Raw genomic sequence first — 20,627 nt, 5'->3', positions numbered from 1 at the left:
TACTAGGGAGGAAAAAAGATGAGAAAATTAACAAAAGGGTTAGGAATTTTACTTGCATCAAGCCTTGTTTTAGGATTAGCAGCATGTGGAGGAGGCAGTGACGACAAAGCCTTAAGCACAGAAAAAATTACAATTGGAACAACAGCAGGACCTCACCAACAAATCGCTGAGGAAGTTCAAAAATTAGCGAAAAAAGACGGTCTTGAAATCAAAATCAAAACATTTGATGATTATAATACACCAAATACAGCTTTAAACGATGGGGATTTGGATGCAAATAACTACCAAACAATTCCATTTTTGGAGCAACAAAAGAAAGATAAAGGCTACAAATTAGACGTTGCTTTTAAAACAGTAGCGTTCCCAATGGGCATTTACTCCAACGATATTAAAGACTTGAAAAATCTTAAAAAAGGCGACAAAATTGCCGTTCCAAATGATCCAAGTAACGAATACCGCGGTTTAAAACTGTTTGAAGATGCTGGCGTTATTAAATTAAAAGATGGCGTGGAAGAAAAAGCAACGAAAAAAGACATTGCCGAAAATCCGCTTGACCTTGAAATCGTGGAACTAGAAGCTTCTCAAATCCCTGCACAATTAGATGAAGTTGCAGCCGCAGCTATCAACACTAACTTTGCAATGGGCGCTGGACTTTCTATTAATAAAGATGCTATTTACCATGAACCAACAAAAGACAATCCATATCCAAATGTTTTCGTTGTTCGTACTGCCAACAAAGACGATGAAGTCGTAAAAACTTTAGAAAAATATTACCATTCAGATGAAGTAAAAGCATTTATTGAAAAAGAATTTAATGGGTCTGTAGTACCTGCATTCTAGGGAGTTGTTTTATTTTGATCGAATTACATCAAGTTTCAAAGTCATTTAACGTAAATGGAAAAACCGTAGAAGCCGTCAAAAATGTTTCTATTACAGTCGAAAAAGGAGAAATTTTCGGTGTCGTTGGTTATAGTGGCGCTGGGAAAAGTACCCTTGTTCGTTGCATCAACCTGCTTGAACGTCCAGATGCCGGCCAAGTTGTGATTGATGGGAAGAACTTATCTACCCTATCAAGCAAAGAACTTCGTGTCGCTCGCCGGAAAATCGGCATGATTTTCCAAGGATATAACCTACTAAAAACCGCAACTGTCTATGATAACATTGCCAAACCATTAAAATTAGAAGGCGTTCCAAAAGACGAAATCGAGACACGTGTAAATAAATACTTATCGATTGTTGGCTTAGAGGATAAACGAAACAACTATCCAAGCCAACTTTCTGGCGGTCAAAAACAGCGTGTGGCGATTGCTCGTGCTCTAGCGCATGAACCAGAAATTCTCTTAAGCGATGAAGCAACAAGTGCTTTGGACCCTGAAACAACAGAAGCAATTTTGCAACTGTTACTTAAAATTAATGCGGAACTCGGCATTACGATTTTCTTAATTACACATGAACTTGATGTCATTCAACGTATTTGTGACCGAGTCGCTGTAATGGAAAATGGTCATTTAGTGGAACAAGGTACGGTTCTTGATATTTTCACGAAAGCAAAACACGCGACAACCAAGCGCTTTGTTGGGTCGGAAGCTAGTTTCGATATCCCGCAAGATTTGCTTGAAAAATATGTTGCAACCGGGAAATTGGTTTCCCTTCATTTTATTGGAGACGAAGCGGACGAACCCGCTCTCGCTCTTGTATCACGCAAATTCGACGTTCTCCCAAGCATTTTAGCTGGCGGAATCGATCATTTGAAAAACGGAACACTTGGAAAACTGCTCGTTCATTTAAAAGGGGACGAAGTTGAATACAGTAAAGCTATTTCTTATTTGAAAGAATCTGGAGTCGTTGTTGAGGAGGTCGAGTTACTATGAGTTTGTTTTTTGAAGAATGGGGCCCGATACTTTGGCAAGGATTTCTAGAAACGCTGACAATGACTGGGATTACACTCGTGATTTCGCTTGCGATTGGTTTACCACTTGGTGTATTTTTAACATTAACGCGCAAAGGTGGTCAATCAGAAAACCTGGTTGCCTACAGTATTCTAAACTGGGTTATTAATATTTTACGTTCATTACCGTTTATTATTTTGTTATTCTTAATGATTCCTGTAACACGGTTTGTTGTTGGGACTACTATTGGGATTCAAGGGGTTATTATGCCACTTGTCGTATTTACAGCACCTTACATTGCTCGTTTGATGGAATCCGCCCTTTTGGAAGTGGACCGTGGAGTTGTGGAAGCTTATCAAGCAATGGGTATTTCTACACCGAAAATCATTTGGAGTGTCGTTATTCGCGAAGCTCGGTCTGGTATCGTTCTTGGCTTAACTATCGCTACAATCGGACTTATCGGCGCGACAGCAATGGCTGGACTAGTTGGTGCTGGCGGACTCGGAACTATTGCTTATCAATATGGTTTCCAACGTTTTGAGCCAACAGTCATGTATACAACCATCATCATTTTAATTATTATGGTTCAAGCACTACAATCATTCGGAAATTTCTTGTCTAGACGTCTTAAAAAAGATTAATTCACTACTTAGAGCTTGGTGCGAAGTGTTCCAATATGGACTCGTCACCAAGCTTGTGTTATTTTTAAAAGAAAAAGGGAGCGAAGAACATGTGGAAGTTGGCATTATGTCAAACGGATGTAGTTTTTAAATATCCTGATGCAAACTATGCACGGATTGAAAAAGCTATAGTCGAAGCTGCAAAAAATGGGGCCGATATCGCAGTTTTACCAGAAATGTGGAATACAGGTTATGCTTTAAATGAATTAGCTGGAGTTGCTGATTTAAATGGGGAGAGAACAAAAGAATTTTTAGCAACACTTTCTGAAAAGCACCAAATCGCAATTATTGGTGGCTCGGTTTCTATTTCAGAAGGAAACAAATTTTCTAATACAATGTATGCTTTCGACAACTATGGCGGACTACTTTCTTCATATAAGAAGGTTCACTTATTTCAGCTTATGAATGAGCACCTCTACTTAGAGGCTGGAAATGATAAAAATCTATTTCGACTGGACGGCGTTTCTTGCGCTGGTTTCATTTGCTATGATATTAGATTTCCAGAATGGATTCGCAAACATACTTCAGAAGGTTCGGAAGTCATTTTTGTTTCAGCTCAGTGGCCTGCTGAACGAGTTACGCAATGGGAACAACTACTTATTGCGCGCGCTATTGAAAATCAAGCATTTGTCGTTGCAGTCAATCGAGTTGGTGATGATCCCAATAATCATTTCAATGGACACTCGCTTGTGATTGATCCACTTGGAAATATTGTCGCTCATGGCGGTGAAGACGAAGGAAATATTTACGCTGAGATTGACTTAAATCTAGTTGCTGAAACGCGAGGCATTATTCCAGTTTTCACAGATAGACGTCCTGAGCTTTACTAAATACTAAAAGAAGGTGCAAAAAAGTATTTTTTGCACTTTTTCTCATTAAATATACACATTATCAGCAATAAATCGGCAATTTGGTATAATTAATATAGATTTATTTTTGTTAATTTTGATATTATGTATTATAGTTAACAAAAAAGTAAAGGGGTTGCTAATAGTGGATGCATTATTTAATTATAAAGAATTTGTTCGCCTTTCACATGAAGGAAATATTAAATATGAAAAGTTAAAAGTTCCTAAACATACAGATATAGTAAATACTGCCTCTCAAAGAAATAACCATGTTTATTTAATTGTAGAAGGTTTCGTTTCTATTTCTATGAATCCGCAATCTAATAGTATTTATACAGTCCTAGGTAAAGGTTCTTTTGTAAATTACTATAGTTTGTTCCAAGGAAATGTAGATAACTTTCTGTTTACAACCCTTTCTCCATGCATTATTTATAAATATACTTTTAAAGATTTAGAGTATTTTCTTTCCATGTTTCCAGAGAATTTTGGTTTTCAATTTTTCATTATGCGCGATTTGGCTCGACACGCGTTCTTCAAAAGTCTTTTCGCCGAGACCAGTTCGTCTGACAAATTAGAACTTTCCTTTTCTAATATTGGCAAATTACACGGATCACTATATGAAAAAGATAGTGTTATCCTCCCGAAAGAAATGCGAACTAGCACTATCGCCGCTTATAGCAACTTATCAAAAAGTAGTTTTTACAAACAATTGTCCCTTTTAAAGGAACAAGGGACAATTTGGAAAAATGGAAGAGAATGGGTCCTTAGGGATAAGGAACTGTACGATTATGTGAAAGCTAGACAATTTGTTGATTAAAAAAGGCACCTGCGTCGTGGGTGCCTTTTTATTTCTTTTTCTTCTTTTTTAAACCAAAATTTGGCGGATAATTTTTATTCGGGTCAATATTATCTGCATTTTTATATCGTTCATCCAGATTGATATCTTTCCCCGTAATCCATGCGTATAAATTACAAATAACAACCGGTAGTGCGCCTATAAATATATTAGGTAGTGCCATCGAAGCCACAAACACACCAACAAGAGCACCGCCACGTAAGCCTTCATGCAACACATTTCCCCACAAATCGTTTAGCATCATGCCTACAACAATCCCTGCATATATATTCAGTATGAATCCCACTGTAGGCGTAATGAAAAAACCTTTTATTTTCATTTTATCTTTCTTAAACACAAAATAAAAAGCGCATGATAACGCTACCATAATACTCGTAGCTCTGGAACAATATAAAAATAAATAATTATTATCTAGCAAAGTAATCGAGGCAATCCACACAAAAAATATCGTTGAAATTGCTATTAGACAAGGTACTAAATGAAAATAAATACTATACTCTAACCCATATTTCCAAGGTTTTTTCGTACGGAAAATATACTCAATTCTTAACAACATCCATACGCAAAAGCTAAGGAATGCAACGATTCTTATATCATTAATCAGCTCGACTGAATTCGGAATGGTGATTTTGTCCGGGTTCGGAACTAGATACGTTAATAGCGTGAAAATCATCGCTATAACAATCATTCCTAATACAAGCCGCTTAAACCCTTTCATCGGGAATAAAAATGTCCGCTGATTTTTTTCATTTGTAGTAAAATTTCCGTTGATAGTTAACACTTCCGTTCTGTGGTTTTCGTGGTGGTTTTGAAGTTTGATTATAATCTCAAGATCATTTTCATTTTTTGAACTATCGCATTATCTTCATCTCTATTTATTCTTTTCTTTACTTTAATCCTTTGAATAGATTATAACTTCTTCATAATTGTATCCCAACTATTCTTGTAGAAGCAACTAGTCTATTTTACCATTTTTATATAAATAAACTATTAAAGTATTATTTTTATTGAAATTAAACTTCATTTTCACTCTTTACATAAAAAGCCTATGATTTGATTGGCACTGCCACTAAAAAATGAGAATAAGATAAAAATACCTTCGTTGGATTCATGTAAAATGAAACTAACGGAGGTGTTTCTATAAGTACAAGAATTATGTATCCAGCAGAAATAAAAGAAAAAGCGATCAAAATGAAATTAGCAGGTAAATCTACCAAAGAAATTATGGGAACATTAAACATCAAAAATCCAACACAAGTGAAAACTTGGTGGCGCTGGTATAGAAATGAAGAAACCCATAGGTTTCATCAAGGAGTAGGCAAACAATATAAATACCAAAAAGGGGTGCCTGAATTACCAGAAATAGAACAATTAAAAATAGCTCTTCGGCAAAAAGAGCTAGAACTGGAAATTTTAAAAAAGTACATGGTATTGGAAAGGAAGTGAATCCAGCATATTTTGTTTTGTTAGTAGAAGAGTTAAAAACAAAGTATCTTGTCAGAGATATCTGTCAGATACTACAAGTACCTTTATCTACCTATTATCGCTGGAAAAAGAAAGATTTCGCACAGAGCTCATTGGAGAAAAAAATAGGACAGTTATGTAAAACATATCAGTTCACTTATGGTTATCGAAAAATCGCCGCATTAGTGAAACAAGAAGAACCAGTTGGTGTCAATAAAGTACAGCGTATCATGCAAAAATATCAGTGGCAATGTCAAGTAAAAGTAAAAAAGAAAAACGTTATACGCAATATGTCCCGAAAAGGGACACCCGCAGACAACGCTCCCATAGAATGTTTCCATTCCTCGCTAAAGTGCGAAACATTCTACCATAAAACAGCGTATAAATACGCTAAATCTATTGTAATCCAAATCGTAAAAGATTACATTAAATATTATAACGAAAAACGAATTCAACAAAAATTAGGCTACCAATCTCCTATTAATTTCAGGAAACAAGCAGCCTAATTTAAAGGGTTTTTATTCCATTCTCATTTTTCCATGTCAGTGCAGTTATGGGTGGAGTTTTTCTTACCAAATCACAAACGACGATTATTTATCTTTTAAAAAGTATCAAAACTACCAACAGTTCTTTCTTTTTTTAAAGAATAATTGAAGAATATCAGTCCTACAATAAGCCAAATTGTATTAATAAATAAATTTATGCTTAGGAGGCCTAAATCGGCTTTGCCAGAAACATACAGATTGCTCGTAAAATCTACACCCGAAGTAAATGGTATGATATAAATGATTTTTGGTAGACCCACGATAAATGTATTGGAAAAAATAATTAAGGCGCCCGCAAACAAGTTTACGAAATTTCCTAAACTCTTCTCTTTAACCGCATAACCGCCGAATACCAGACCCATTCCAAACATTCCTATAACGGACGGCAAAAGGATGACGACTGATAAAAAAATGAATGGAACTTGCGCCCAACTAATTTTGTCAGCGAAAATAGAAATCAAAACAACTACCAAAAGAATGAAGATTGTTTCTAAAATACTGATTAAAAGTAACAAAAATGATTGTACAGGATAAGGTAATATACTTTGGACTTTGGGTTCCAGCAGCCCCATCTTGGCATCCGTACTAATCCAGTTGGCCGTACTCGATAATGCCATATCAGAAAACGCCCAAAACATATATCCAATTAATAAAAGAATAGGTCCCTGAATTGCAGAAGCATTATAAAACTTAGTTACTGAACTGCTATCATTTAATATTAATATTGCCAGATATACACCAGTAAACATTATTAATTCCGAAACAAGGTTTTTCTTGTACTTAAAAAGAATAAGAATATTTGCTTTAAGCGTTCCTATACAAGCTCCAAAATAATCCATCATACTAACATCCTTTCCAATAAATCTTACCGTTTTTTTCAAAAATTATTCTCTCTATATTCGGCATATCTAAAAATCTTTTATCATGAGAAATTAATACTATCTTTTTTTCTAGCCTTAATTTAGCTAGAATTTCAATAAATGCATAAAAACTCTCATCATCCAGCCCATTTGTAGGTTCATCCAATAATAATAGCTGACAGTTCGAACATAACGCAGATAAGATAAATACTTTCTTTTTTTGACCTGTAGATAGCTTTTCTGCTGGCATTTCTAAAATATCTATGCAATTTAATTTTTCACAGTAAGTAAATAGTTTTTTTAACACATCGTTTTTATTTGTACCTTTTAATGACGTTAAGTATTCAATATTTTGTCTGCCGTTCAATTTATAAAACATGCCTCGTTCTGCACTAGATAAATAGTAGGTAGTTCTCTTTGTCCATTTTGAAAAGTTAATATGGTTTGAAATCTGTAATGTTCCCTCGTCAGGTAAAATAATTCCCGCTATTATTTTTGCTAATGTTGATTTCCCCGAACCATTCATTCCCGTTATTAAAGTTATTTTACGATTAAAATTAATTGTAATACTCAAATTATTTATTATAGTCTTGTCATCGTATTTCTTTTGAAGGTTATGTATGTTCAAACTAATATCTTCCAAAATATTATTCTCTCCATTCTAGAAATAATGTTAATCAAGCTCATCCAATATCGTTTTCGAATTTTTCAAACTATTCATCTGATTTATCACCCTATTTCTTTCATTATATCATCAATGCGTTTTAATTTTGTGAGCTTTTTGTGAACCTTTGTGTTAAAAATTAGTCATTTGCTAGCTAAATCAGTATTCACATTTATTATAAATAGCCCTCCGTCATAGAGGGCTTTTTTCCTTAATCATTTCAACTGTCTTACTACTTTTTTCCTTAGCATCATTGTAAAGATTCCATATATTGCTATCGTAATTAATATGGTGAATATTAATTGGAATGTCATTGTTTGCTCCATAAAGAAAGGTCTTTGCGTCATCATTAAATAAAATATAATTGGATGTAAGATATATGGTAACAAGGTATCGCTGCCAACTATGTCCATTATCGTGCTTTTAGTTGGGATAATAGCAATTAATAAGAAAATCCATAAAAAGGCTAAGAAAAATGACGCCATAACATTCACTATATAACCTACTGCAGTGACGCTAAATGTCGTTTTATTTAGAAATCCGTAAAATAAATTAAGAAACTCATCTGGTTGTGTAGAAAACAGATTATACAAGGCTATAACTAATACCAAAGTAATTATGCCACATATGTACTTATACTTTTTCAAAAATATACGTAATTTGTTAAAACCACTTCTATCTAGATAGAAACCTGCGATGAAATACGGGAAGAAGCTAAGGATTCTTGTAATAGTTAAAAATTGCGTTCCATAAAAGTATCTATTTGTAATTGCAACTACGAGTAAAACTAAAACGATCAGTAATACATCTACCGCATATTTCCCTCGTTTATTTGCGTACATGGCGAACAGCATCCATACTGCCAGCGCTAGCAAATACCATAAATGAAAAGCTGGGGTAATTAACATTTTTAAATCGATGTTTTTATAATAGCCTGTCAGTAGTCCTAATAGTAAAAATAATGGCTGGAACATAATAAATAATCCTAACAACCTACCTATTTTCTTAAAGGTAACTTTTTGACTAAATATCCCATTAATAAAAATAAAAGCTGGCATATGAAACGAATAAATAACATCAATTACTGCTACTTCTTTAGGTCCCATTACTAACAAAAAATGACCAAACATCACTAGAAATATCAAAATACCTTTTATATTTGATAGTTGATAATCATACTCTTTTCCTTTCAATAGATCACCTCGATGAATTTATAATAAAACTATGTATGAAATTAATATTCTTGTCAACTTAAAAATTAAAATTAGTATCTCCCCTACTTACATATCTAAAGTCTAAAAAAGAAGTTCTTTATTTTCCAAAGAACTTCTTTTTTTCACAATTCATATAATACCACTTCATCAGCAGCAAGCGATTTTTGTACATCGATAATTCGTTGGTTGCTGGAACCGCGGAATGCTAAGTTTGGATCGAATAGCTTTTGTTCGAAGCGGCCGTCTACTAGGACATCTATTAAGGATAGAAGTTCTAGTTTGTCGGCGGTTTCTTGCATCATTTCGTCCCAAGTGTAGCCTGTCCATGACCAGATATCTTTTGTTTTGCCATATGTCGCGCGGATTTGTTTTACGACAGATAGGCATGTGGCGGTGTTTAGAAATGGTTCTCCGCCAAGCAAAGTGAGGCCTTGGACGCTTTCATGTCCGATGTCTTTTAGGATATCGTCTTCTAGTTCTTTTGTGTAAGGTTTGCCGTATTTAAATGATTGCGCGGCCTTGTTGTAGCAGCCTTCGCAGTGGAAAGGACATCCAGATACATATAAACTGCACCGGACGCCCTCCCCGTCGACAAAATTGAATGCTTTATAGTCAGCGATATACCCTCTGGATAATTCATTCGACTTCCATTCACACGGTTTTGGATTATTCACCTAAGTTCTCCATATGTTTCACGCGATTGCTAATTTCTACGTGACGTCCATGAACCATTGGGCGTTTCATTGGGTTACCTAAGTAGCCACACGTGCGTTTTACAACATCTGCTTTTTCAGGGTCGGTGTTGCCACAGCTTGGGCATTTGAAGCCTTCTTCTGTTGGAACAAATTCGCCTTCAAAATTACATTCGTAACATTTGTCGATTGGTGTGTTTGTACCAAGATAAGCTACTCGATCATAGGAGTAATCCCATACAGCCTCAAGCGCTTTCGTATTGTGGACCATTTTTGGATACTCACAGTAGTGAATAAATCCGCCAGAGCAAAATTCTGGATATTCTTTTTCAAAATCAATTTTTTCAAATGGTGTAATTTTTTTACGAACATCATAGTGGAAAGAGTTTTGGTAGTAGTCTTTATCCGTGATGTCTTTAATTACGCCATATTTTTCTTTATCTAAACGGTTAAAACGGTCTGTTAAGCTTTCACTTGGTGTTGAATATACGCTGAACCAATAACCATATTCATCTTTCCAGTTGTCCGCATAACTTTTTAGTTCTTTCAAGATATCAAGCGTGAAGTTTTTCGCTTCTGCATCGCCTTCCCATTCGCCACCATAAAATACCGTTGCTGCTTCATAAAGACCGATATAGCCGATGGAAATAGTAGAACGTTCTTTATTAAATAGTTGGTCGACATTTTCGCCATCTTGTAGTCGTTTGCCAAATGCTCCGTATTTATATAAAATTGGTGCATTTTCTGGACGCGCTTGACGTACGCGGTTCAAACGGAAAAGTAGCGCATCTTTGACTGTCTTCATGCGTTCGTGGAAAATTTCCCAGAAACGCTCTTTGTCACCGCCACTCTGAATAGCGATACGAGGAATGTTAAGTGTTACAACGCCAAGGTTATTTCTTCCCGCGTTCACGTGCTCACCGTTTTCGTTTTTCCAAGCTGGTAAGAAAGAACGACAGCCCATTGGTACTTTGAAATCGCCTGTTAATCGAACGAGTGAATCGTAGTTGAGTACATCTGGATACATCCGTTTCGAGGAACACTCAAGTGCTAATTGTTTAATGTCATAGTTAGGATCTTCTGCATTTAAATTAGTTCCACGGCGAATCGAAAATACTAATTTCGGGAAAATGGCCGTATGTTTGTCTTTACCAACCCCACCAATACGCACTTTTAGGATCGCTTTTTGAATTTCGCGGGCAAACCAATCTTCACCAAGACCAAAGCCTAGTGTTACGAACGGTGTTTGGCCGTTACTTGTATATAGTGTGTTAATTTCATATTCTAAGCTTTGCATGGCATCGTAAATATCTTTGCGTGTTTTTTCCGCTGCATAGCCTTCTTGTTTTTCTGGAACGACCCATTCTGTCGCATCTTTTTTGTGTTTTTCAAAGTTCAAACGAGCGTAAACGGATAAAACTTCATCAATGCGGTCAACCGAGCAGCCGCCGTACTGCGAACTAGCTACGTTTGCGATTATTTGAGCAATTTGTGCTGTAGCTGTTTGGATAGATTTCGGACTTTCTACGTTGGCATTACCAATCGTAAATCCTTTTGATAACATCCCTTCGATGTCGATTAAACAACAATTGGTCATCGCATGGTATGGGCTGTAATCTAAATCGTGAAAATGAATTTCCCCTTTTAAATGAGCGTTAGATACATGTTTTGGTAGCATGTATTTTAATGCGTAACTTTTTGCTACGGCTCCTGCTGTCAAATCTCGTTGTGTATTAAAGACAGTCGCGTCTTTGTTGGCATTTTCGTTTACTACTGTTTTGTCTTTTTGTAATAGCTTTTCTACGCTTTTGTGCATATCTGTGATGTTTTCACGCTCATGGTCGCGGTCATGGCGGTACTCTATGTAGGCCCTCGCTACGTCAGGATACGTCGATTTCATTAACGTGTTTTCGACGCATTGCTGGATTTCATCGATGGTCATATCTGCCTTGTTAGGTAATTCACTTACAACCTCAAGCAAAATCTCTTCTAAAAATGCTTCGTCCTCTAATTCAATTGCTTTCATAGATGCTTCAACAGCATTACGAATTTTAATTAAATCAAAGTTTGCTTTGCGGCCATCCCTTTTTATTACCATTTGTTCATTAAGTTGTTCCACGTACATGATAATCCCCCACTAACTATATATTGTGTCTGCTATAATAATATAACACAAGATAAAGTTTTTTTGTAATGATATCCAAGGATTTTTTTGAATTGGGACTAAAGAATTAAAAGCCATGAAAAATATTTCACATAAAAGGTCTTTTGTCCCTTTACTTCTTTTTATTTTTTTGGTAGTTATGCACTTTGCCCAAAAGATGATTTTTTTCTTTGTGCAAAGTGCCATAGTTTTTGTAAAGCGTTTTCATATACAATAAACTCAAGTTAAAAAATAGAAAGAGGCGAAGAAAGTTGGCACAATTATCACTAGAACATATTTATAAAATTTATGATAACAAAGTAACTGCAGTTTCAGACTTTAATTTAGAAATCGATGACAAAGAATTCATCGTTTTCGTAGGGCCATCTGGTTGTGGTAAATCTACAACTTTACGTATGATTGCGGGATTAGAAGAAATTTCAAAAGGCGAACTATCTATTGATGGTAAAGTAATGAATAATGTTGCGCCAAAAGACCGCGACATTGCTATGGTATTCCAAAACTACGCCTTATACCCACATATGACTGTATATGATAACATGGCATTTGGTTTGAAACTTCGTAAAATGCCGAAAGACGAAATTAAAAAACGTGTGGAACACGCTGCAAATATCCTTGGTTTAACTGAATACTTAAAACGTAAACCAAGTGCACTTTCCGGTGGTCAACGTCAACGTGTTGCTTTAGGTCGTGCAATCGTTCGTGACGCAAAAGTCTTCCTAATGGATGAACCACTTTCCAACTTAGATGCGAAATTACGTGTGCAAATGCGTGCAGAAATCACAAAACTTCACCAACAATTAGATACTACCATGATTTACGTTACCCATGACCAAACAGAAGCGATGACAATGGCGACTCGTATCGTTATCATGAAAGATGGTGTTATCCAACAAGTTGGTTCACCAAAACAAGTTTATGATCACCCAGTGAATATGTTCGTAGCCGGCTTTATTGGTAGCCCAGCAATGAACTTCTTCAAAGGTCGTCTAGAAGGTGCTAACTTCATTGGTGATGATTTCACTATTGAAGTTCCAGAAGGCAAATTGAAACTTCTTAAAGACAGAGGATTTGATGGTAAAGATATCGTTTTCGGTATTCGTCCAGAAGATATTCATGATGAACCAATCGTTATTGAAGCAAACCCAGGTTATACATTCAAAGCAACAACGATTGTCGCTGAGCTTACTGGTGCTGAATTTATGCTTCATAGCCGCGTTGGTACACATGAATTCGTAGCTCGTGTTGATGCTCGCTCGGAACACCAACCAAATGAAGTACTGACTTTAGCATTTGAAATGTCTAAATCTCACTTCTTTGACCCAGAAACAGAAGATAACTTAACTGATTAATATTCGTAGAAAAACCCGCCAAATTTGGCGGGTTTTTCTTATTTTTCAAAAGGAAATTTAATTCCCCACTGTGTTCTAACATCGCTCATAATCGCGATGACATCATTGGTTAATTGATAAGTCGTATTCTCTCCTGTTGCAATGCTCTCTTCCATGGCTATAATTTCATATTCTAGCGCTTTGCTTGTTTCACCAGCTTCGATTTCTTCTACTTTTCCAGTGGCTGTATGGGTCACTGTTGCTCGGCTAGCGCGAGGATATTCGTCTACTGTGATAAATCCTTCTTCGCAAGCAATAACACCGCGTTTCGGCATTTTAGCTCGAAACGATAAGGATACAACAGCTAGTTCTTCTTCTTTATTTTTGAGTAATATTCCTGATTGTTCGTCCACACCTGTTTCGAATTTCTTCATTGTCGTCAAAACTTCATCCGGCGTTTCACTTAAAAAGTAGCGCGCAAAACTGAGTGCATACGTTCCAATATCAAGTAAGGCACCACCCGCCAAATCCATATTGTAAAAACGGTTTTTCGGGTCTTTTTCTTTAGCACTGCCAAAAGCAACTTGAATAATTTTCAATTGACCAATGGTTCCGGAATCTACAAATTCTCGTAGTTTTTTATAAAGTGGCATATGGAATATTGTCATTGCCTCTTTGACAATTAGACCTTTCTCTTTGGCTAGCGCATTAATTTCATTAAGTTCTTTACTACTTACAGTTATCGCTTTTTCGGCTAAAACATGTTTGCCATTATGTAAACTTTTCATGATGAATTCGTAGTGATTAGAATGTGGTGTAGCGATATAAACTACATCTATCGCCGGGTCAGCAAGCATTTTGTCAAAGTCATCGTAGACATTTTCAATCTCGTATTGACTTGCGAACGCTTGCCCCTTCTCTAAACTCCGTGCTCCTACCGCATAAATTTCGCGGTTCAGTCCCCGCATTCCTTCTGCAAATTCATGTGCAATCAAACCTGGTCCAAGAATTGCCCAGTTTAAATTTCCCATTATAATCTCCTCCAAAAAATTTATTTTAGAACTCGACAAAAACTATTGTATCATATCTAACTATTCCGATTCCCACATGGTATACTTAAGTTATTAACTAAAAAGGATGATTTTATTTGACTAAAAAATATTTGATTTGTTCCGATATTGATGGAACTTTACTACACCAAGACCAGACAGTATCTGAAAAAACACGCGATTTAATTCAAACTTTAGAAAATGATGGTCATATTTTCTCTATTTCAACTGGTCGAATGTATCATTCCGCTCGCGAAGTTGGTTTAAAAGTAAGTAATTCAGGTCATGTTATCGCCTCTAATGGTTCGTATGCAGCCATTCGCAATGAACAACTGCTCAAAACTACTTTAGAAGAAAAAGCCATTCGCGAAACGTATGATATTATGCACGATTTCGATTTACCGCTATTTTTCTTTTCTACAAATACACTCTTCTATACAAAAGAACCGCCTGCTTTCTTCCGAGAACTTGCGGATAAAAGTCGTTTAGATACTGGAGATGACTGTTTTTCACTTGTATCTATTAATGATAAAGCTGTTTTTGATGAAAATATGAATCAATTTTTGAATGCCATTGTTGTAGCTGAGGACGATGTCGCTCGTTTAGCTGATGTACGTATTGCTTTAGACAAAACAAATGGTATTCGCGTTCTATCTTCTCACCATAATAATTTAGAAATTCTTCCAGCAAATTCTGATAAAAAAACAGCTGTTGAAGCACTTGGCTCTTATTATGATATTCCACGCGAAAGAATTATTACTTTTGGTGATGGCGAAAATGATATCGGCATGCTACAATATGCTGGAACTGGCGTTGCGATGGCGAATGCAAGCGATAACGTCAAAGCGGCAGCAAATCATCTTACTGACACGAATGAAGCAGATGGGGTTTACAAATTTCTAAAAGAATTCATTTCATAAGAGAAGAGGAAAAGGGATGAAAAAAGGGATTTTAAACGTATTACTAGCTTTTGCTTTAATTGTGGGACTATCCGTACCAAGTTCTATGCAAGTGGAGGCAGCTGCACCAACAATAAAAGTGCATTTCATTGATGTTGGCCAAGGAGACGCCATTTATATCAAAGCACCTAGCGGAGAAGATATTTTAATTGATGCAGGTAACAAAGGAAAAGGGAAAATTGTCGTTAATTATTTAAAAAAACTTAAAGTAAAAGATATTGATATTATGATTGCTTCTCATTCAGATGCGGATAACGTGGGTGGACTACCAGAAGTCATGAATAATATCAAAGTTAAAAGCCTATATGCACCCAACTCTACTAACACGACTGCTGCTTACAAAGATTTTGTGAATACAGCGAAAAAGAAAAAATTAGCTATTAAAACGGCAAAAGCTGGTGTAAAACTCCCGGTCAAAGGGGTAAATGCCCAATTTGTAGGTCCAGTTAAAACATACGGAAAAACAGATCGCAACAACTGGAGTGCTGTTCTCCATGTTGCATATAAGAAAAACACATTCTTATTCACCGGAGATGCGCAAACCAAAGCAGAGAGCGATATGATTAATGCAAAGAAAACATTACGCGCGGATGTCCTGAAAGTAAGTACACAAGGCTCCAAAACCGCAACGAGTCAAGCATTTGTCAATGTTGTAAAGCCAAAATATGCCATTATTAGTGTTGGTAAAAATGGCTACGGTCATCCTACCTCCCAAACCGTTAATAGATTAACAAAAGCAAAGGCGAAAGTGTATCGCACAGATCGTAATAAGACTATCGTTGTAACAGGAAACGGTTCATCTTATTCTATCGGAAAATAATTTTCACGATTAGCCAATAATGAATCCTTGCCATTGTTATGGGCTTTTCTAACTATTAGTATTGCTTAACCTTTTTTGCATTGAAAATACCATAAATATGGCAAAAATATTGCGGTTACATTGGCTAAAAAGGGGTATTCTCCTAAAAAGAGATTCTTCGGTAGTCTATTTTTAGTACTTTAACAGAATTTTACAATGATACAATATAATTACATGAGCACAACTGAATCTGAAGGAGACGAAATAAAAAATGGCCTATCCATTTAATCACAAAGAGTTTGTTGCAATGATGGAGCAATACAACTTAAAATCTAATATCATCACAATACCTGAACATACCGTTTTAAATGATTTAGTTACTGAAAATCAGGATTGTGTGTATTTACTAAAATCCGGAATACTCGCCGGATATATTGATTTCGATAATGACAAAATTTATTCTATATTTACTGCTAACTTTTTCATGGGGTATTATACAATTTTTGAAAACTCCCCCCTTGTTTTAACATATCAAACACTAACTGAATGTGAAATAATTATTTACAAAAAGAAAGATATCGAGTACTCGCTTTCTCTCTTCCCAGAAAACTTTGGATTTCAGTATACTATTATGAGAACTATCGCCAAACACGGTTATTACAAATCTCTTTTACAATATCGCGATAAAAAGGACCAGCTCGCTTTTGTTTTTGAAATGCTAGTTAAAATTCTTGATATCCCCGTGGAGGATGGTGTCGCTGTACTGCCTAAATCCATTAGCACAACTGTTATAAAAAACTATTGTACCCTATCCAAGGCTTTCTTCTACTCTCAACTTAAAGAATTAAAAGAAGCCGGGATTATTTCAAAAGTAAAACTACAGTGGCGAATTAACATGGAAGCTCTTTTAGAAAAAAATAATACGGTCGTCTAAGAAAAAGGATGCAGCCTATAAGACTGCATCCTTTTTTTATTTAATCGCTAAAGTGAAAATACTAACTTCTTGTTCTTTTCCGCCATAATTAGCTTGTTTGGTTTCTTCTTTCGTGTAGCCAAGGTGTTCAAAGAATCCGCGACCTTTTTCATTCTCAGCTAAAACTCCTAAGGCTAATGAATCTGCTCCGCCATCACTTGCCCACTCTTTGATCGTTTGGTGAAGTACTTTTCCAAGACCATTATGACGAGCATCTGGCGTTAAAAGAAGTAAACCGATAAACCAGCGACCTTTTCTAGGGTAATCGGAAACAATATCTACTAAGCCGATTGGTTTTTCATTTTCATCCAACACAGCTAGTACAAACTTATCGAATCTTGTTTTCCCGTCTGGAATTTCTGTGATAATTTTTAATGCATCACTTTTCGATGCAGGCTTATCTTGTTCCATTAAATAATAATCTTCGGATGCCGCGCACACAGCTTCTGCAAGCTCCACATCTTTTTCATTTAAAAATTTCACATGATAATTACGTTTCATTATTTCACTCTTTTCTTTATCAAGTTTCCAAGTCAATCATGCCATAAATTCCCTGTCGTTTCAATAGATAGCCAGAAATCCATCCGAATTTATGCTATACTAGAATGAGTTTATGATGGAAAAGGAGCTAGTATATTGTATAAATTAATCGCGATTGATATTGATGGAACACTACTGACAGATGATCATAAGGTTACGGACGAAGTAAAAGAAGCCATTCGCCAAGCAAAACTAAAAGGCGTAAAAGTAGTTCTTTGCACTGGACGTCCACTTGTTGGTGTAGAAAATTATTTAACTGAACTTGAACTACGTGAGGAAGGCGATTACGTTATTAGTTTTAACGGTGCATTTGTTCAAGATACGTTTACAAAAGAAGTTATTTCTCACTTAACGCTTGGCATTGACGATTTAAAAGAAATTTATCAAGTGAGTTTAGATAGCAATTTGCACATGCATTTCTTTGATGACAAAGCGCTTTATACGCCGAACCGTGAAATTGGCAAATACACGATTGTCGAAGCCTATCTTACTGGCAGTCAACTGATTTATAAAGAAATCGAAAACGTGCCAGAAGATTTTATTATGTCGAAAGCAATGTTTATTGAAGAAGCACCTGAACTGGAAGCTGGTATTGCGAAAATGCCGGAATCCTTCCGCGAAAAATATCATTTAGTTCGTAGCACCCCTTTCTACTTGGAAATTCTAAATCGTGACGCTAGTAAAGGTAACGCGGTCAAAGAACTTTCCGAAAAACTTGGCATTAAGCAAAGCGAAGTCATCTGCATTGGCGACCAAGAAAATGACGTTACAATGCTTGAATTCGCTGGACTTGGTATCGCGATGGGCAATGCTCCGGAAAGAATTAAGCAATTAGCTGACTATACGACTGCATCGAACAATGATAGCGGTGTCGCAAAAGCAATTCAAAAATTTGTGCTGGATAAATAAAACAAAACGCAGATTCCTAGTCGAATCTGCGTTTTTTAACTATCTTTTTAAAAGAATATACTTTAAAATATATTAGTAGAGTTTTTTAATAAAAATCGCTTTAATGGAGGTTATATTAATGGAACATCAAAAACGTTCACCATTCCCGAAAGATTTCTTATGGGGTTCTGCATCTGCAGCTTATCAAATCGAAGGCGCATGGGACGCAGACGGCAAAGGTAAATCAGTTTGGGACGAATATGTCCGCATTCCTGGAACTACTTTCAAAGGTACAAATGGCGATGTAGCTGTTGACCATTATCACCGTTATAAAGAAGACGTAAAACTAATGGCAGACGCTGGCCTAAAAGCTTACCGTTTCTCTATCGCTTGGACTCGTATCTTCCCAAATGGTAAAGGCGAAGTGAATGAAGCTGGATTGAAATTTTATGATAACTTAATTGATGAGTTGCTTAAATATGACATTGAACCGCTTGTAACATTGTATCACTGGGATATCCCACAAGCATTATTTGATGAATACGGTGGCTGGGAATCTCGCCAAGTTATTGAAGATTTCACGAATTATTCCACAACGCTATTCAAACGTTACGGCGACCGCGTTAAATATTGGATTTCCTTGAATGAGCAAAATATCTTTGTTGGTATGGGTTATGGTCAAGCGCTTCACCCGCCAAAAGTTAGCGATCCAAAAAGAATGTACGCAGTAAACCATATTGCGAACTTAGCTAATGCGAGCGTTATCAAAGCTTTCCACGAAATCGTTCCTGATGGAAAAATTGGACCAAGTTTTGCTTACACACCACATTATCCAATCGACACAGATCCTAAAAACGTTCAAGCTGCCGATGATGCAGAAGAATTAAACAGTTATTTCTGGATGGATATGTATGCTTTTGGGCGTTATCCGAAAGCAGTTTGGAAATATTTAGAAGAAAACGAGATTGCGCCAGTTATTGAAGACGGCGATATGGAACTTCTTGCTTCTGCAAAACCAGATTTCATGGGCGTAAACTATTACCAATCTGCAACTGTAGCTTACAACCCGCTTGATGGCGTTGGTCAAAACAACGAAATGAACTTCACTGGTAAAAAAGGTAGCACGAAAGAAACTGGTGTCCCTGGCGTATACAAAAAAGTCGTTAATCCTTTCGTGAAAACAACCAACTGGGACTGGACAATTGATCCAAAAGGCTTACAAATTGCGCTTCGTCGTATTAACAGCCGCTACGCTTTACCAATTTTAATTACAGAAAATGGTTTAGGTGAATTTGATAAATTAGTGGATGGCGAAGTAAACGATGACTACCGCATTGACTACCTAAGCGCGCACGCAACCGCTATTCGCGATGCAATCAGCGATGGTGTTGATATGTTAGGCTATTGTACTTGGAGCTTCACAGACCTTCTAAGCTGGTTAAACGGCTATCAAAAACGTTACGGTTTTGTTTATGTTGACCGCGATGTGGAAGATGATGCGCCAATGACTCGTATTCCGAAGAAAAGTTATTACTGGTATAAACAAGTGATTGAAACAAACGGAGCAGACCTATAAATGATGGTTGATCAGCGAAATCAACTTGCTAGAATCCACACAAAAATCACTGCTTTAAAAGAAAAAGATCCCGATTTGAATTTATTTGGTTCAGAAAGCCACGCCTATAAACTCAATCAACCTTTGTCTAATCAAACGCTTACCGAATTTGAGAATGACCATCAAATTACTTTACCTCAAGATTATCGTGCTTTTCTAGAGCAAATTGGTAACGGCGGAATGGGTCCTTACTATGGCTTAGAAACACTAGTGGACGGGCTTTGCGCCTCGCTTGATTACAAGGATAAAAAGTACGGGGTGCAAACGTTAAGCGAGCCTTTCCCGCATACAGATGACTGGAATGCACCTGGTTATAAAGAAGGAATGTCCGATGAAGATTATGATGCTTGGCAAGAACTGTGCTTCCAAGATAAAGAAGTATTTGGACTTCTGCGTATTGCTAATTTTGGTTGTGGCGTTTCGATTAACCTTGTTGTAAATGGTCCTTCTTATGGAGAAATTTGGGTGGATGACAGAAATAATGATAATGGCGTCTATCCTGATTTTTACTTTGGAAATGAAGAACGTTTAAACTTTCTTGACTGGTATGAGTTATGGTTAGATAAATCTATAGAAGAATTTGAAAAAGCCTAGTTC

General features: G+C 36.3%; 20 protein-coding genes and 1 pseudogene. 13 read left to right on the top strand and 8 right to left on the bottom strand.

The window, feature by feature from the left end; all coding sequences use genetic code 11:
- The first annotated feature begins 18 nt into the window (after positions 1-18).
- The 5 genes from HRK21_RS07430 (at position 19) to HRK21_RS07410 (ending at position 4,234) form a co-directional block, all read left to right on the top strand.
- Positions 19-840, top strand: a complete 822-nt coding sequence (locus HRK21_RS07430; protein ID WP_003738009.1) for a MetQ/NlpA family ABC transporter substrate-binding protein — start codon at positions 19-21, stop codon at positions 838-840.
- 14 nt (positions 841-854) lie between these two features.
- A complete protein-coding gene (locus HRK21_RS07425; RefSeq protein ID WP_003731065.1) occupies positions 855-1,871 on the top strand; it encodes a methionine ABC transporter ATP-binding protein in 1,017 nt (338 codons plus the stop codon).
- Positions 1,868-2,530, top strand: a complete 663-nt coding sequence (locus HRK21_RS07420) for a methionine ABC transporter permease (protein ID WP_003722903.1) — start codon at positions 1,868-1,870, stop codon at positions 2,528-2,530. The genes HRK21_RS07425 and HRK21_RS07420 overlap by 4 nt, the downstream gene beginning before the upstream one ends.
- A gap of 89 nt (positions 2,531-2,619) precedes the next feature.
- Positions 2,620-3,399, top strand: coding sequence for a carbon-nitrogen family hydrolase (locus tag HRK21_RS07415; protein WP_003738007.1), 780 nt, complete (start codon positions 2,620-2,622; stop codon positions 3,397-3,399).
- Positions 3,400-3,562: 163 nt separating this feature from the next.
- The gene (locus tag HRK21_RS07410) at positions 3,563-4,234 is read left to right on the top strand and encodes a Crp/Fnr family transcriptional regulator (RefSeq protein ID WP_070006202.1); all 672 of its coding nucleotides are present in this window, start codon (positions 3,563-3,565) and stop codon (positions 4,232-4,234) included.
- A 28-nt stretch (positions 4,235-4,262) separates the two neighbouring features.
- Here HRK21_RS07410 and HRK21_RS07405 read toward each other — a convergent pair whose 3' ends face one another.
- Positions 4,263-4,991, bottom strand: coding sequence for a hypothetical protein (locus HRK21_RS07405; RefSeq protein WP_223276774.1), 729 nt, complete (start codon positions 4,989-4,991; stop codon positions 4,263-4,265).
- A gap of 422 nt (positions 4,992-5,413) precedes the next feature.
- Here HRK21_RS07405 and HRK21_RS07400 point away from each other — a divergent pair.
- Positions 5,414-6,243 (top strand): annotated as a pseudogene (locus HRK21_RS07400) (IS3 family transposase).
- Between the two features lie 95 nt (positions 6,244-6,338).
- Here HRK21_RS07400 and HRK21_RS07395 read toward each other — a convergent pair.
- The 5 genes from HRK21_RS07395 to nrdD form a co-directional block, all read right to left on the bottom strand.
- Positions 6,339-7,163: an ABC transporter gene (locus tag HRK21_RS07395; RefSeq protein WP_223276773.1), complete on the bottom strand. Its 825-nt coding sequence runs from the start codon at positions 7,161-7,163 to the stop codon at positions 6,339-6,341.
- Positions 7,126-7,785 carry an ATP-binding cassette domain-containing protein gene (locus HRK21_RS07390; RefSeq protein WP_003738000.1) on the bottom strand — a complete coding sequence of 220 codons (660 nt, stop codon included), beginning with the start codon at positions 7,783-7,785 and terminating at the stop codon, positions 7,126-7,128. The genes HRK21_RS07395 and HRK21_RS07390 overlap by 38 nt, the downstream gene beginning before the upstream one ends.
- A 236-nt stretch (positions 7,786-8,021) precedes the next feature.
- On the bottom strand, positions 8,022-8,999 hold the full coding sequence (locus HRK21_RS07385; RefSeq protein WP_069887641.1) for an acyltransferase family protein: 978 nt from the start codon (positions 8,997-8,999) through the stop codon (positions 8,022-8,024).
- A 143-nt stretch (positions 9,000-9,142) separates the two neighbouring features.
- Entirely contained in the window at positions 9,143-9,694 is a 552-nt protein-coding gene (gene nrdG / locus HRK21_RS07380) for an anaerobic ribonucleoside-triphosphate reductase activating protein (RefSeq protein WP_070005916.1), read from the bottom strand.
- The gene (gene nrdD, locus HRK21_RS07375; RefSeq protein WP_070005915.1) at positions 9,687-11,837 is read right to left on the bottom strand and encodes an anaerobic ribonucleoside-triphosphate reductase; all 2,151 of its coding nucleotides are present in this window, start codon (positions 11,835-11,837) and stop codon (positions 9,687-9,689) included. Before nrdD ends, nrdG begins: the two co-directional genes overlap by 8 nt.
- A gap of 290 nt (positions 11,838-12,127) precedes the next feature.
- Between nrdD and msmX the strand changes: the two genes are divergently transcribed.
- On the top strand, positions 12,128-13,228 hold the full coding sequence (gene msmX, locus HRK21_RS07370) for an ABC transporter ATP-binding protein (RefSeq protein ID WP_003737996.1): 1,101 nt from the start codon (positions 12,128-12,130) through the stop codon (positions 13,226-13,228).
- 38 nt (positions 13,229-13,266) lie between these two features.
- Here msmX and HRK21_RS07365 read toward each other — a convergent pair whose 3' ends face one another.
- Positions 13,267-14,238: a Gfo/Idh/MocA family protein gene (locus tag HRK21_RS07365; RefSeq protein ID WP_070005914.1), complete on the bottom strand. Its 972-nt coding sequence runs from the start codon at positions 14,236-14,238 to the stop codon at positions 13,267-13,269.
- 116 nt (positions 14,239-14,354) lie between these two features.
- On the opposite strand from HRK21_RS07365, the gene HRK21_RS07360 reads away from it, so the two are divergent.
- The 3 genes from HRK21_RS07360 (at position 14,355) to HRK21_RS07350 (ending at position 16,948) form a co-directional block, all read left to right on the top strand.
- A complete protein-coding gene (locus HRK21_RS07360) occupies positions 14,355-15,176 on the top strand; it encodes a Cof-type HAD-IIB family hydrolase (protein ID WP_070005913.1) in 822 nt (273 codons plus the stop codon).
- Positions 15,177-15,192: 16 nt separating this feature from the next.
- Complete coding sequence (locus HRK21_RS07355; RefSeq protein ID WP_003737993.1) at positions 15,193-16,035, top strand: ComEC/Rec2 family competence protein; 843 nt, start codon at positions 15,193-15,195, stop codon at positions 16,033-16,035.
- 250 nt (positions 16,036-16,285) lie between these two features.
- The gene (locus HRK21_RS07350; protein ID WP_003737992.1) at positions 16,286-16,948 is read left to right on the top strand and encodes a Crp/Fnr family transcriptional regulator; all 663 of its coding nucleotides are present in this window, start codon (positions 16,286-16,288) and stop codon (positions 16,946-16,948) included.
- A 36-nt stretch (positions 16,949-16,984) separates the two neighbouring features.
- Here HRK21_RS07350 and HRK21_RS07345 read toward each other — a convergent pair whose 3' ends face one another.
- A complete protein-coding gene (locus HRK21_RS07345) occupies positions 16,985-17,488 on the bottom strand; it encodes a GNAT family N-acetyltransferase (RefSeq protein WP_069887644.1) in 504 nt (167 codons plus the stop codon).
- Positions 17,489-17,623: 135 nt separating this feature from the next.
- On the opposite strand from HRK21_RS07345, the gene yidA reads away from it, so the two are divergent.
- From yidA to HRK21_RS07330, 3 genes are all read left to right on the top strand, one after another.
- Positions 17,624-18,436, top strand: coding sequence for a sugar-phosphatase (gene yidA, locus HRK21_RS07340; RefSeq protein ID WP_070005912.1), 813 nt, complete (start codon positions 17,624-17,626; stop codon positions 18,434-18,436).
- Positions 18,437-18,554: 118 nt separating this feature from the next.
- Complete coding sequence (locus tag HRK21_RS07335; RefSeq protein WP_070005911.1) at positions 18,555-19,991, top strand: glycoside hydrolase family 1 protein; 1,437 nt, start codon at positions 18,555-18,557, stop codon at positions 19,989-19,991.
- Positions 19,992-19,994: 3 nt separating this feature from the next.
- Positions 19,995-20,624 carry an SMI1/KNR4 family protein gene (locus HRK21_RS07330; protein WP_077952713.1) on the top strand — a complete coding sequence of 210 codons (630 nt, stop codon included), beginning with the start codon at positions 19,995-19,997 and terminating at the stop codon, positions 20,622-20,624.
- The last annotated feature ends 3 nt before the right edge of the window (positions 20,625-20,627 follow it).

The sequence above is a fragment of the Listeria monocytogenes genome, from assembly GCF_013282665.1.
In the GTDB taxonomy this organism is placed as follows: Bacteria; Bacillota; Bacilli; order Lactobacillales; family Listeriaceae; genus Listeria; species Listeria monocytogenes_C.
This window is presented reverse-complemented; position numbering and strand designations above follow the sequence as displayed.